Annotated in this window: 12 protein-coding genes and 1 pseudogene; 10 read left to right on the forward strand and 3 right to left on the reverse strand. The window is 33.7% G+C overall.

What is annotated here, in order from left to right:
- Nucleotides 1–309 precede the first annotated feature (309 nt).
- The gene (locus AB1280_RS04190; protein ID WP_429754962.1) at nucleotides 310–789 is read left to right on the forward strand and encodes a CdiA family toxin C-terminal domain-containing protein; all 480 of its coding nucleotides are present in this window, start codon (nucleotides 310–312) and stop codon (nucleotides 787–789) included.
- A 20-nt stretch (nucleotides 790–809) separates the two neighbouring features.
- Nucleotides 810–1,193 (forward strand): ribonuclease toxin immunity protein CdiI, encoded by a 384-nt coding sequence (cdiI, locus tag AB1280_RS04195; protein WP_429754963.1) that lies wholly within the window; start codon nucleotides 810–812, stop codon nucleotides 1,191–1,193.
- 815 nt (nucleotides 1,194–2,008) lie between these two features.
- On the opposite strand, the pseudogene AB1280_RS04200 reads toward cdiI, so the two are convergent.
- Nucleotides 2,009–2,101: pseudogene (locus AB1280_RS04200) on the reverse strand (IS3 family transposase); the annotation flags it as partial.
- A 24-nt stretch (nucleotides 2,102–2,125) separates the two neighbouring features.
- Here AB1280_RS04200 and AB1280_RS04205 point away from each other — a divergent pair.
- Nucleotides 2,126–2,608 (forward strand): ABC transporter substrate-binding protein, encoded by a 483-nt coding sequence (locus tag AB1280_RS04205; RefSeq protein WP_429757266.1) that lies wholly within the window; start codon nucleotides 2,126–2,128, stop codon nucleotides 2,606–2,608.
- Between the two features lie 27 nt (nucleotides 2,609–2,635).
- On the opposite strand, the gene AB1280_RS04210 is transcribed toward AB1280_RS04205, so the two are convergent.
- Complete coding sequence (locus AB1280_RS04210) at nucleotides 2,636–3,226, reverse strand: TetR/AcrR family transcriptional regulator (RefSeq protein ID WP_429754964.1); 591 nt, start codon at nucleotides 3,224–3,226, stop codon at nucleotides 2,636–2,638.
- A gap of 163 nt (nucleotides 3,227–3,389) precedes the next feature.
- Here AB1280_RS04210 and AB1280_RS04215 point away from each other — a divergent pair, with 163 nt between their 5' ends.
- The 5 genes from AB1280_RS04215 (at nucleotide 3,390) to AB1280_RS04235 (ending at nucleotide 10,528) form a co-directional block, all read left to right on the forward strand.
- Complete coding sequence (locus AB1280_RS04215; RefSeq protein WP_429754965.1) at nucleotides 3,390–4,280, forward strand: ABC transporter ATP-binding protein; 891 nt, start codon at nucleotides 3,390–3,392, stop codon at nucleotides 4,278–4,280.
- Nucleotides 4,277–5,083: an ABC transporter permease subunit gene (locus tag AB1280_RS04220; RefSeq protein ID WP_429754966.1), complete on the forward strand. Its 807-nt coding sequence runs from the start codon at nucleotides 4,277–4,279 to the stop codon at nucleotides 5,081–5,083. The genes AB1280_RS04215 and AB1280_RS04220 overlap by 4 nt, the downstream gene beginning before the upstream one ends.
- A gap of 711 nt (nucleotides 5,084–5,794) precedes the next feature.
- Nucleotides 5,795–7,498 carry a peptide ABC transporter substrate-binding protein gene (locus AB1280_RS04225; protein WP_429754967.1) on the forward strand — a complete coding sequence of 568 codons (1,704 nt, stop codon included), beginning with the start codon at nucleotides 5,795–5,797 and terminating at the stop codon, nucleotides 7,496–7,498.
- Nucleotides 7,499–7,802: 304 nt separating this feature from the next.
- Nucleotides 7,803–9,512, forward strand: a complete 1,710-nt coding sequence (locus tag AB1280_RS04230) for a peptide ABC transporter substrate-binding protein (RefSeq protein ID WP_429754968.1) — start codon at nucleotides 7,803–7,805, stop codon at nucleotides 9,510–9,512.
- Nucleotides 9,513–9,808: 296 nt separating this feature from the next.
- Nucleotides 9,809–10,528: a class I SAM-dependent methyltransferase gene (locus AB1280_RS04235; RefSeq protein WP_429754969.1), complete on the forward strand. Its 720-nt coding sequence runs from the start codon at nucleotides 9,809–9,811 to the stop codon at nucleotides 10,526–10,528.
- A 24-nt stretch (nucleotides 10,529–10,552) separates the two neighbouring features.
- Here the strand turns inward: AB1280_RS04235 and AB1280_RS04240 are convergent, their stop codons facing one another.
- Nucleotides 10,553–10,864, reverse strand: a complete 312-nt coding sequence (locus AB1280_RS04240; protein WP_272190220.1) for a hypothetical protein — start codon at nucleotides 10,862–10,864, stop codon at nucleotides 10,553–10,555.
- 176 nt (nucleotides 10,865–11,040) lie between these two features.
- Here AB1280_RS04240 and AB1280_RS04245 point away from each other — a divergent pair, with 176 nt between their 5' ends.
- A complete protein-coding gene (locus tag AB1280_RS04245; RefSeq protein ID WP_272190219.1) occupies nucleotides 11,041–11,376 on the forward strand; it encodes a hypothetical protein in 336 nt (111 codons plus the stop codon).
- Between the two features lie 460 nt (nucleotides 11,377–11,836).
- Complete coding sequence (locus AB1280_RS04250) at nucleotides 11,837–13,933, forward strand: vWA domain-containing protein (RefSeq protein ID WP_429754970.1); 2,097 nt, start codon at nucleotides 11,837–11,839, stop codon at nucleotides 13,931–13,933.
- Nucleotides 13,934–13,935 lie beyond the last annotated feature (2 nt).

The raw sequence follows: 13,935 nt of genomic DNA on the forward strand, positions 1-13,935 counted from the left end.
ATCCACAGTGATAAACTTTTAAACTGTGGATTTTTTAATTTGTGTTTAAGTACTTATTAAGGGAACGGGTAATCTTAAATTTAAAGAAGGTTACTATGTTGAACATACAACAGAACCAGTTGAAAAGTTTACTGAACGTAATTTAAAAATGTTGAGATCCGGGATTTATCCCCTGAACCTTCAGCAGCTGGCGTTGGGAGTGTAGAGGAAAAAACACTTGGAGAGTTATTTTCGGCTTTTAAGAGTGGCACTAAGGGTACGGTAAAAGATGTTACTTTTAAAAAGGGTTATGATACACATTTAACCGAAGTGGAGGGTTTTAAAGCAAAACCGAATATTGGAATAAAGGGTGGTCACAATCTTGAGAACTTTGAACAATTTATTTTAGATAACTTTGGTAATCAAGTTAAGGATATTAATCAAGCTGTTACTAAAACGTCTCATCCTGATATTTCAGGAATTTATGAGGTGAAATATAAGCTTCCTGTTTATGATGGATTGAGTAAAGAAAATGGTGGAAAAGGTAACTTTACTGGACAGTGGAAAGAGTATAAGAATCCTAAGAAAGTATATGACCCAAAGGTTTTTTCTGATGAACAGATATTAAAGTTGGGTAGGGAAGCAATGGAAGAAGGTATTAGTAATAATAGGATAATTCAAGGTGGAGATAGGTCGCCAAGTGATATGGTAGAAGGGTATGTCAATGTAAATGGGAAACAATTGAAATTTATGGGCTTTAAAGACAAAAATACAGGTGAGATTTCGAATTTCTTCTCAGTTCTAGATTAAATGTTAAAGGAGTGTTTGTTATGAGTGAGGAAGTTTTTATTATTGAAGAATTTTCAGAAAAAGTTGAGTTGATGCGTCTATATTACAAAATAATAGGTGATGGGAAGTTTATGGAAGCGATTGAAAATTTCAAAAACAAACAAGGTTTTGGGATTGATCCAGTATGTTGTATTTTTGTAAATGAATATCAGCCAGGAGAAGAGGGATATTTTAGTGAAACTGGTGTTAACTTCAGTATACAACCTCCTATGGCTGAAGTTGAGGAAAATGCTATTGTATATGAAAATGTATTTTTTCAATATTTAACAGAGGCTGGGGAAGACTATTTAACAAGACGACCTCAAGATCGAACAAGAGTTGAAGTTTCCTTAAAAGAACTAAAAGAAATTTTAAATTTATCATAATTTAAGATGGAGAAGAAATAGATATTTCAAGACACATTTACCAGATTTTAGATTAATCAAAAGTACTAGTATATATGTGAGAAGAAGTATTATTTGGGTTAATTGTGTTAAATGTTAAATTTGGAGTAGGAATAAAATTATTTTTTGAATATTTAACTATCACCTTGATAGGCTAACTACCTTTCAAGGTTTCTTGTTATGGTTAAAACAATACGACTTTAGGAAGACAACCCATATTTACTGTGAGAATTCGTGGTTTACAGTGTAGGTGTTAAATAAAGCTCCCACATTTACAAAATCAATATGTCATGAAGGCATTACCATCAAGAGTGTTACCCGATGATAAAAAGCGTGAGAAGTAAGCGAGATGACATTTTACATGGCGAGGGTATATGATGGGGCGGGGAATGGTTAATAACGAATGATACTGACAAAGCTCGTGGCGATAAATACAAGGTATAATATGACAGAGGCATTTAAAACTTGTTTACGGTTAAAGATTCCTTGAATTTGAATTAATAACTCATGAAGGCTAGACCATCAAGGAGTGCTATTTTAACAATTAAGCAATAAGAGCGAGAATAGGCGAGATGACAATTTATTTACAAGGACCACTTATGGATGGCATAAGCAACAAACACACGAGATTAAACAAGCTAAAGGGTTTAAACGTTACACTTGCCATGTGGTAAAAAAGATGTCATACTGTCAATACTAAACTAACTTATAAAACTTGCAAATATTAATAAACTTAGAAAATTTATAAACTTAAAGCACTTGATTGTGAAGTGAACCCAAAAAGTTAGACACATATTTTAAGCAGCTAATGAGGAATGCGTTCTGTATTGTACAGGGCTCATTCCTTTTAGTTTTGTTTTGATTCGATCATGATTATAGTAGTGAATATATAGTAATTATTTATAATTCAAAGTATAGGCACGTTTGGTGAAGGATCCGTTTTAGTAAAGCAAGCACGTGAAAAAGGAGTTACAGCACCAATTATGGGTGGTGACGGTATTGATTCTCCAACAATGGGAGAAGTTGCAAAAGATGGATTAAAAGATACGTATTATACCACAGTAGCGACAGCACCAACAGTTACAGAGAAAGGGAAAACATTTGTAACAGAATATAAAGAGAAGTTCAAAAAAGATGTGGAAGCATACTCTGCATATGGATATGATTCAGCTGGCGTTATTTTACAAGGAATAAAAGATGCTATTAAGAAAAATGACGGTAAGTATCCAACACGTGAACAAGTACGCGATGCGGTTCGGGCTATAAAAGAATACGATGGCGTTATTACGAAAGTAGCTTTCGACGATAAAGGTGATAACAAATATGCTAAAGCTTATATTTATAAGTACGAAGGTGCGAAATATCCAGGGAAGCAAGAAGGAGAAGTAAGTAAATAATGGGAAAACCCGGCCATGGCCGGGTTTTTAGTTTGGATTAGAAAGTCCGTAGAAAAGCATTGTAAGGATATCTTTTGTTTGTTGTTCGCGATTTTTACCGACTAGGTGAGTGACGAATTGATCACTCATCTTAGAAAACATATTGATATATAACAAAATCATATCTTTTGAAAGACTTGGATTAATTTCTTCTTTTTGCTGTGCCTCTTCAATAAAGCGAAGAAAAAGGGGAAACGCTTTATCATTTTGATATGTAAATAGAAAATTACGCAATTCTTCATCCGTTTGCATTGCTTGTTCAATCATTTCAGGATGAAAAGTGCTCACACTTTGTAATTTTCGAGTGATTATACGATGTATTTTTTCTTGAAAAGATAAGTCGCTCTTAAACAGTTCTTCATAATAATGAACTTCTTGAATTGTAAACTCTTGAATGAGCTCACGAAATAAAGCATCTTTACTTCCGAAATGATTATATATTGTAACTTGTGAAACCTTTGCTTGTTTTGCAATATCTTCTATTTTTACATCTTTATATCCATGTTTTGAAAACAATTCTAATGCAGCCATTTTAATAGCCTGCTTTTTCTTCTTTTTCACTTTTTCAAAACCGTTCATATGAATCACCTCCACTTAAATATACAAGATGATAAGAAAGGAAACAATATTTTTGAAATATAGACTTTGATAAATTTCAAAAAATATTGCTTCTCTTATAACAGGGGAGTATAATGATTTTGAAATATAAAATGTATAATATTTCAAAAAATGAGGTGGGATCATGTTAATCGTTCAAAATGTAACGAAACAGTTTTCAAACGGAAAAGGTTTATTCGATGTTTCATTTCAAGTAAAAGAAGGGGAAGTATTTGGTTATTTAGGCCCCAATGGAGCAGGGAAATCAACAACAATTCGCAATCTAATGGGGTTTATACAACCTACTACTGGATCAGCGACGATTTTTGGACTCGATTGTTGGAATGAAGCAGCAAAAATTCAAAAAAGTGTTGGTTATTTACCAGGAGAGATTTCTTTTATAGAAGGAATGAACGGACTGGAATTTTTACAACTTATGCAAGGAATGCGTGGGATGAAAAATAACAGTCGCCGTGATGAATTAATTGAACGTTTTCAGTTTGATGTGAAAACACCTATTCGAAAAATGTCTAAAGGAATGAAACAAAAAGTAGGGATTGTAGCAGCCTTTATGCATAATCCGGAAGTACTCATTTTAGATGAACCAACTGCAGGTTTAGATCCACTCATGCAGCAGTTATTTGTTGATCTCATATTAGAAGAAAAACAAAAAGGGAAAACCATTTTTATGTCTTCGCATATTTTTACAGAAATTGAACGAACTTGTGATCGAGTGGGGATTATTAAAGAAGGACGATTACTAACGGTTGAAAATATTCATGATTTGCGAGCGAAACAAAGGCAAGTAATCGATGTGACAGTATCTTCGCACGAAGATTTGCAATCATTAAAGAAAACATCGCTGCAAATTGAGAGTGTACAAGGGAATACAGCTTCTATTATCGTACAAGGAAATTATAATGAACTTCTTCAAACATTAGCGCAGCACGATATAATTGGTTTTCAGGTGAGAACAATGGATTTAGAAAATATCTTTATGCATTATTATGATGCAGAAGGAGAGAATCGGTTATGAGTAAAACGTTATTTGTTGCAAGTTTAAAAGCAAATGCAAAAATGATTTTGAACTATGCTGTTGGCTCTGTTCTATATTTATGGTTACTCATTTGGATCTTTCCATCGATTTCAGCTGCAAAGGGAATAGATGAAATCATGAAGGCAATGCCTAAAGGGGTTTTAAAAGCAGTTGGCTTCGAAAAAGGATTTGAACAATTGAATGATTTTTTAGCTGGAGAATATTATGGTTTAATCTTTGTTTTGCTCTTAATGGTATATAGTATTTTAGCATCGACGCAACTTGTTGCTCATCTAGTTGACAGAGGGTCAATGGCATATTTATTATCTACATCTGTCTCGCGTACAAAGATAATTTTGACACAAGCGTCTGTTTTAATCATTGGATTATTTACAATTGTTATAGCGACTTATCTTGGCGGTTTAGTTGGGGCAGAATGGCTAATTGAAAAAGTATCTCTTGATAAAGTGCTATTTTTAAAACTTAATTTTCTTGGTGGACTTGTATTTCTTGTTATTTGTGCTTACTCATTTTTCTTTTCCTGTTTACTTAATGATGAGAAGAAAGCATTAAGTATTTCTACAGGTATAACAGTACTGTTTTATGGATTGGATATGCTTGGGAAATTGAGTGAGAAATTAGAATGGATGAGAAATCTATCTATATTTAACCTGTATCGTCCGCAAGAAATTGTGGATGGAACATATAACATATGGCCGGCAAGTATTGGTTTACTTGCAGCATCTTGTATTCTTTTTGCAATGGCTGTTATGCTGTTTAAGAGAAGAGATTTACCCTTATAAAGATGCAATACACGTTAAATATTATAAAAAATACAAACAATACAAACAACCTTATTTCGCTATTCAACTGAGATAAGGTTGTTTTTGGTCTGTTATTCTTGTAATAACTGCTATATTTTCAAAATAGGAATGCTTGTTTCTGAGAATGTTTATTTAAAATGATATATTCAAGTGGAACAAACGAGATAAAAATCCTTTCTATATTAGGGGAGGATGAGAGCATCTGGCTGTGCATAGAAGCGACTTATATGTCAAAAAATTAAAATGGATTTATAAAGTGGAAAAAGAATAAGAAGGTTGCTATTGTTGTGAGTAGTAAAAATGAGTTTTTTAGATAAAATAGGAGAAAGTTTTTTCAACGTTATAAGAGGAAAAAAAGGGAAGGGTCAAAAAAGACGATATGTATAAGAATACAATATTATCCGAATAATTGTATTATATGAGTTTAACAAATTAGTAATAAATAAAAGAGTTAAAGCATCACATATAGTGAGGAGATAGTTTTTTAAAAGTTTATTTCATAGAGTTATTATAAATATTACTGTAATAAAATAATTTTTAGAATTTTCAATAATATAGCTTTACAAAACAGAAAAAAACAGTAGAATATTAATTAATAGAAATTTCTGATAAATATATAGAAAGATGTAAAAAATTATCAGAAAATTCAAAACTATAGGTATCGTACATAAAAATTAGGGAGGGTACAAAATGAAAAAAATGAAAAAAATTGCAGCTGTAGTTGCACCAGTATTAGCAATGAGTGTGGCGCTAACAGCTTGTTCTGGGGCAGGGGACAAAAAAGCAAGTACAGAGCCGAAAAATGGAGACAAAAAAACAGAAGGTAAGTTAGCAGCAAAACAAGTGCTAAACTTAGTAGAAGCAAATGAAATACCTTCAATGGATGTTTCAAAATCAACAGATACTGTTTCTTCTCTTATGTTAGGGAATACGATGGAAGGGTTATATCGTCTAGATAAAGATAATAAGCCGATTCCAGGTATCGCAGAATCTTATAAAAAGAGCGATGATGGTAAAAAATATACATTTAAACTACGTAAAGATGCAAAATGGTCAAATGGAGACCCTGTAACAGCAAAAGATTTCGTTTTTGCATGGCAACGTCTGTTAAATCCAAAAACAGCAGCTGAATATGCATTTATTGCATACGATATAAAAAATGCAAAAGCAATTAACGAAGGAAAATCACCAGTTGATTCTTTAGGTGCAAAAGCAGTAGATGATTATACATTAGAGGTAGAATTAGATAATCCTGTTCCATATTTCATTGGCTTAACAGCATTTACGTCTTTCTTACCGTTAAATGAAAAAGTTGTAAAAGAACATGGAGATAAATACGGTTTAGAAGCTGATAAAATGGTTTATAATGGTCCATTTAAAATGACAGAATGGAAGCATGAACAAGGTTGGAAAGTACAGAAAAATGATCAGTACTGGGATAAAGCAAATGTTAAGTTAGATGAAATCAATTGGAGCGTTGTAAAAGAACAATCTACTCGTGTGAACTTGTATGAAAGTGGTCAACTTGATCGCGTTGGTTTAACAGCTGAATATGTTGATAAATATAAAGCGAATAAAGATGAATTTGGAACACTGCTAGAACCGTCAACGTTCTTCTTACGTTTAAACCAAAAACGTAATGGCCAAGATACAGTATTTAAGAATAAGAAAGTTCGTGAAGCAATTGCAATGGCATTTGATAAAAAAGCGTTAGCAAATATAATATTAAATGATGGTTCTAAACCAGTAGATTCCTTGATTCCAGAAAAATTTGCTGCTGGCCCAGATGGAAAAGACTACCGTGAAACATCTAAATCTACTGGTATCAAAACTGATGTAAAGAAAGCGAAAAAAGTTTGGGAAGAAGCGAAAAAAGAATTAGGTAAAGAAGAAGTAACAGTTGAGTTCTTAAACTATGATACAGACAATGCAAAGAAAATTGGTGAGTACTTAAAAGAACAGCTTGAGAAAAACTTACCAGGTTTAAAAGTGAATATGAAGCTTCAGCCGTTTAAGCAAAAGTTAAAATTAGAAACAGCGCAAGATTATGATCTGTCTTATGCGGGCTGGAACCCAGATTATGCGGATCCAATGACATTCTTAGATATGTTCCAAACAGGAAATCCACAAAACGAAATGAGTTACTCAAATGCAAAATATGATGAAATTATTAAGAAATCTCAAGGTGAATGGCTAACAAATCCGAAAAAACGTTGGGAAGAAATGGGGAAAGCTGAAAAAATCCTACTTGAGGACGAAGCAGCACTCGTACCGATGTTCCAAACTGGAAGATCATTTTTACAACGTCCTACTGTACACAATATTTATAAGCATAACGTTGGTAGCCAATTCAGCTACAAATGGGCATATATCACTGAAAAAGAAGGTAAATAATTATTTGAAAAGAGGAGGGTACGATATCGTATCCTCCTTTCTCTGTTTATATTTTGAAGGGTGATGAATACATATGCAGTACGATACGAAATGGAAGTTTCATTTCATTATTTAATAGAATGATTATAAATATTACTGTAATAAAATAATTTTTTGATTTTTTTTAATAATAGGACTTTACAAAGTTTAAAAAAACAGTAGAATATTAATTAATAGAAATTTTCTGATAACTATATAAAAACATAAAGTTATCAGAAAATTTCTCGTGGTTAGTATCGTACACATAAATTAGGGAGGGTACAAAATGAAAAAGATGAAAAAAATCGCAGCTGTAGTAGCACCAGTATTAGCGATGAGTGTGGCACTAACAGCATGTTCTGGGGCAGGGGACAAAAAAGCAAATACAGATTCGAAAAGTGGAGACAAAAAAACAGAGGGTAAGTTAGCAGACAAGCAAGTATTGAATTTATTAGAGACGAATGAAATTCCATCTATGGATTCTTCTAAATCGACGGATCAAGTTTCATTTATTGTGTTAAACAACGTAATGGAAGGTTTATACCGCCTTGATAAAGATAATAAGCCAACTCCAGGTGTGGCAGAATCATATAAAAAGAGCGAAGATGGAAAAAAATATACATTCACGCTTCGTAAAAATGCAAAATGGTCAAACGGAGATCCTGTAACAGCAAAAGATTTCGTTTTTGCATGGCAACGTCTGTTAGATCCAAAAACGGCTGCTGAATATGCATTCATTATGTATGATGTGAAAAATGCACAGGCAATTAACGAAGGGAAAGCATCGGCTGACTCACTAGGAGCAAAAGCAATTGATGATTATACGTTAGAGGTAGAATTAGAAAATCCAATTCCATACTTTATTCACTTAACATCATTTGCTTCATTCTATCCAATAAATGAGAAAGTTGTAAAAGAAAAAGGTGATAAATACGGCTTAGAAGCTGACAGTTTAGTATACAACGGACCGTTCTCTTTAGCTGAATGGAAGCATGAGCAAGGATGGAAATATAAGAAAAATGACCAATATTGGGATAAGCAAACTGTGAAGCTAGAAGAAATTAATGTTAGCGTAGTTAAGGAGCTATCTACTCGTGTTAACTTATATGAAAGCGGCCAAGCTGACCGTGTTGGGTTAGCAGCAGAATATGTTGATAAATATAAAGGAAACAAAGATGAGTTCAAAACAGAGTTAGATCCATCAACATTCTTCATACGCCTAAATCAAAAACGTGGCGGTCAAGATACACCGCTGAAAAATTTGAAACTTCGTCAAGCAATTGCAAAAGGATTTGATAAAAAAGCGTTAGCGAACGTCATCTTAAATGACGGCTCTAAGCCAGCGGACTTCCTTGTACCAGCAGAGCTTGCAACTGGTCCAAATAAGAAAGATTTCCGGGATGACTTCGGCGCTTCTATTAAAGACGTAGCTTTTGATGCAAAAGGAGCGAAAAAGCTTTGGGAAGAAGCGAAGAAAGAATTAGGTAAAGAAGAAGTTACACTTGAATTATTAAACTATGATACTGACAATGCGAAGAAAATTGGTGAGTACTTAAAAGAACAATTAGAGAAAAACTTACCAGGCTTAAAAGTTAACTTGAAAAATCAACCATTTAAACAAAAATTAAAATTAGAAACAGAGCAAGATTATGACTTCTCATACGGTGGTTGGGGTCCAGACTATCCAGATCCAATGACATTCATCGACATGTTTGAAACAACAAACTCTCATAACCAAACGGGTTATTCAAATAAAGAGTATGATGAAATCGTGAAAAAAGGTAAGAAAGAACTATTATCTGACGTAAAAACTCGTTGGGAACAGCTTGGAAAAGCGGAGAAAATCTTACTTAAAGACGCAGCAATTGCGCCGATATATCAACGTGGTAACTCTTTCTTAGTACGTCCGTACGTACATGACATCGCTTCTCATACTTTTGGCGGCGATTTCAGCTATAAATGGGCATATATTACTGAAAAAGACAACAAAAAATAAGAGTCAGTCAAAAAGAGGATATAATACAGCATTCTGTGGAAAAATCCTCATAGTATAAAAGTGATAGCTTTCTTGATCTATATGAGGAAGCTATCACTTTTTTTTTGTATAAATGGTTGTACTCCTTCAAAACAGTGGTATGAATAATTTTTGAAACAACAATTTCTTAACCATATTTCTTTGTGCACATTTTGACATATGATGAATACATATGCAGTACTACAATAAAGCGAAACTTTTATCAATATGTTATCTATTTAATTCCATCGCTAAGTTTAAGATAGAAGGAGATACTTATGAAACAATATTCTTATTTAGATTTCCTTGCAGCATTTGGTGTTGGCAGTGCACATCCAGGGGGGTTTACGTTAACAAAGCAGTTATTAGCACAGCTTTCACTAGGACCATATACAAAGTTATTGGAAATTGGGTGCGGAACGGGCAGGACAGCCTCCTATATTGTGAAACAACATGGATCGGTGGTAAGTGCAGTTGAAATGAATGAAACGATGGTTGAAAAAGCAAAAAAGAGATGGAATAAAGATGGAGTAAATATTGAACTTATAAAAGGAAGTGCAGAAGCACTACCGTTTCACGATGAAGCGTTTCATATTGTATTAGGAGAATCTGTTCTTGCTTTTACAAATAAAAGAAAAGCGATAGATGAATGTTATCGTGTTTTACAACGCGGCGGGGTACTGCTTGTTATTGAAATGGTAACTGAGCAACACCTATCAGTGCGTGAGGAAGAACAGATTATAACTTTATATGGAATGGAACAACTATTAACAGAGCAGGAATGGACCGCACTCTTTCAAGAAGCAAAATTTACAACAGTACGTGTGGTAGGAGGCGGAACGATTGCTGAAACAATTTCTGCACACGTAGAACAACCAGAGTGGGATATATCGGATTATATTTCACAAGATTTGTATGATTCCTGGATTGCGCATGAACAAATTTTACAGCAATATAAGCATAGATTAGGACACCGAATTTTTATTTGTGAAAAATGAAAAAGCCAACACATGTTGGCTTTTTTATATGAAAAATAGAGCAGCTAATGTAATGCCAAAAATGAATCCCAAACCAAGTTCAACAACACCGCATCCAAATCCACCACGGCCAAATCCGCAATTATCACATTCGCCTAAACCACCGCAAACATCACACCCACAGTCAGAATAGCCAAATCCGTAGTCGAATCGTTTTTGATGAACGGGTTCAATCCATACTGATTTATTCGTTACATCGACAATTCTTCCGATATGAGTATTGCCGTCATAGTCTTCAATTCGTACCACTCGTCCGTGATATCGTCGACATGTTTGATAATGTTGATAAGAACACATATAATTTTTCCCCTTTCTCTTTCCAGTATTACGATATGATAAAAGGACAAGAGCGGCTTGTACGTTTGTCTATTCTTTCATAATTGTGATGAAAAACGGGAAGGATAGGGAAAGAATGTTTTCTAGTAACGAAAAATCCTAAGGCCTGTTAGATGAAATAAAAAGGAGAGAAAAAAATGAATCGTTCAGATACGTTTCAAACGTATGAAATGTCGTGGGAGGAACTAATAGATGCACTGCGAAAAGAAATGGCGCGTCAAGTTGGAGCCGATATTATTGATAGTATTGTCTGTGATTTAAAAGATGGCTTTGAAGTGTATACATATGTACAAGGGGATCTTGCGTTTGAATATAAGGAAGCACTTGAACGAAAATATGGAACAGATAGCAAAATTCCTAACCTATTAACTATTTTATTGCTATCAACTATTTATGATACGAAAGAAAGTAATATTCGCCTTCATGCTGATAGTAAAGAAAATCCAGTTGTAGAAGTATATGTGAAACAATAGGAGTGCTTATAGATGGCACTCTCATTTTTGTTATAATAAAAAGAAACTGAGAAAAGTATGCCTGATGGGTCTATCATGATTGTCATCGCAAAGGCCTCCCCATTAAGTGATAGACAATTATATCGCATAGCAAAATATTTATAAATGATAGGTATTAATAATTTGATTATGTAAACTGATCTTTAGTTATTACATTCCTATATAAACTACAAGGTGTAAATGTCAGTTTTTGACCACTATACAGAGATAAATATATTGATTTGAAATTTAAATGGAGAAGTATAGATGAGAAGAAGGTTGTTATAGAGATTAGAAATAATAACAAGCAATCTTCTTAATAATTTAGTTTACATAACAATATTATATTCCTATTCATTTTTCGAAATACAAGTCATATCTTGTATTTCTTCTCATAAGTTTAAACATAGGAATTTGTCTACAAAGGTGGCGAAACTTCAACATGTATACTCGAATCATAGCCACATCTATTTTGTTTTTGCTCCTCGTATGTATGAACCCTTTTTCTAGTTTGGCGAAAGGAGAAGAAGGAAGGCAGCGTGTCGTTTCACTTGTATATGATGATTCTGGAAGTATGCGTAATAATGATCGATGGAAATACGCTAATTATGCATTGCAAAGTTTGATTGCATTGTTAGATGAAAAGGATACGTTTTCTTATGTACCAATGAGTCATCCAGCAGAGGGGATATCAGTTTCTTTGGGGAATAATAAGCGACAAGGAGAGATTGATAAAATCCAAACATGGAATGAGCAAGCGAATACACCTTTTCAATCGGTAGAAACAGCAATTCAATCGATGAAGAGGGAGGTTCAGGCGAATGCAAAGCGAGAGTTTTGGCTTATTGTTCTAACAGATGGTGCTTTTAATGAATTAGAAAAACAAGATGATAGTGAGAAAAAGCGCATTTCAGAAATGTTAAGTAAGTTTAAAAAAGAAATGGAAGCAAAAAAAGTTTCTTTACATGCGGTATTAATTACGATGGAAGAAAATTTAGGAGCGCAAGAACAAGTACAAATGAACATTTTTAAAGAGATTTGGAAACAACAAACGAATGGAATCGTGCTACCTACAAGCGGAGAAGATGGTGTTATTCATAGTGTGAACCAAGCGGCTGCATTCATTGCGAATCGTGATCCATTTTCATCAGTAGAAGAGGCGGTAAAAACAAATATTGTAGGAAACAAAATTGAAATTACAACACCATTTCCATTAAAACGGATTACGCTTGTTGATCAATCTTCTCAGAAAGTGCCGTATCGTATTCAAAATATAAAAGGGTCACTCCAGTTACAATCAAAATTTTCAATTCAAGCGCCGGCAGGAATGGGGCTATATGGTGGTATTACACAAATTATGTCTAAAAATAATGCTGTAATCGAACCAGGTGCCTATATAGTAGATATTGATCAAGTAGTTGCAAAGGAAAATATGAAAGTTCTTGTTGAACCCGCATTAGATTATACGATTTCCACTTATGAAAAAGAGCAAAAAAAGACAACAGAGCAATTCTATGAAGGTCAAACAGCAATTATTGAAGCAAAACCAACAAATGTACCAGTAGATGCTTCGTATTTTACCGCTCAAATAGAAATAAACGGTCAAATGTATACGATGAAATGGAATGGAGAGCGGAAAGCTTTCTACTATGAAACAAAGATAGGAACAGAATCAGTACGTGGAAATGTGCACATGAATATAAAAGGCTTTTATCGTCAAACGAAAGAATTTTATATTCAATCTGTTCCAAGACCAAAACTATCATTACAAGTTATGACAACAAATTATATAGAAAAAGTAACAAATTTAAAGCATAGCGCACCATTTATCATACAGCCGCTATTGAATGATGAAGCAATGTCAGAAGCAGAAGTAAAGGAATTATTGAAAACAGCTACTGTTTCATTTCATAAATCTATCAACTATGAGATAAAGCAACATAGAAACCAACTGTACGTCTATCCTCGTCCTTATTACTCCAACACATTTAATTTTACAGATACCGGCACCGTAGAAGCTACCATCACATTACGAGATTCACAATTACAAAAAGTGAGTAAACAATTTTCACTTTCTATTAGCGATGTCCCTTTTTTCGAGCGTTATGCGATCATTTTTCAGTTTGTTCTACCGTTTAGTATCATTTTACTCATGGTTGCAATTCTTATTATTGGATGGGTGGTTCGTCCGCGTTTTCATAGGAAGGCGCTTATTTATTATGAATGGGATCAATCTATTGCGGAAGATTGGCTATATAAATCTGAACCAGAACCACTTCGAACAAAATGGTGGAATCATTATTTTGGTATTCCATTTCGAGCAGAACGGAAAACGGTACAGTCCGTTACATTTGTTGCAAAAAAAGCTTCAAAATCTATATTTGTGACGAAAGATTCGCAAGTACCAGGTATGGTGATTGATGGTATGTTTTTAACAGATGAAGAAGCAGGACATGAACATAAAACGTTATATCCGAACGAAATGGTTGTCATTGATCGTGGATATGGAAAAGAGTTATATAAGTATGAATGTGAATAAAT

This window comes from Bacillus sp. S10(2024) (assembly GCF_050473865.1).
GTDB lineage: Bacteria > Bacillota > Bacilli > Bacillales > Bacillaceae_G > Bacillus_A.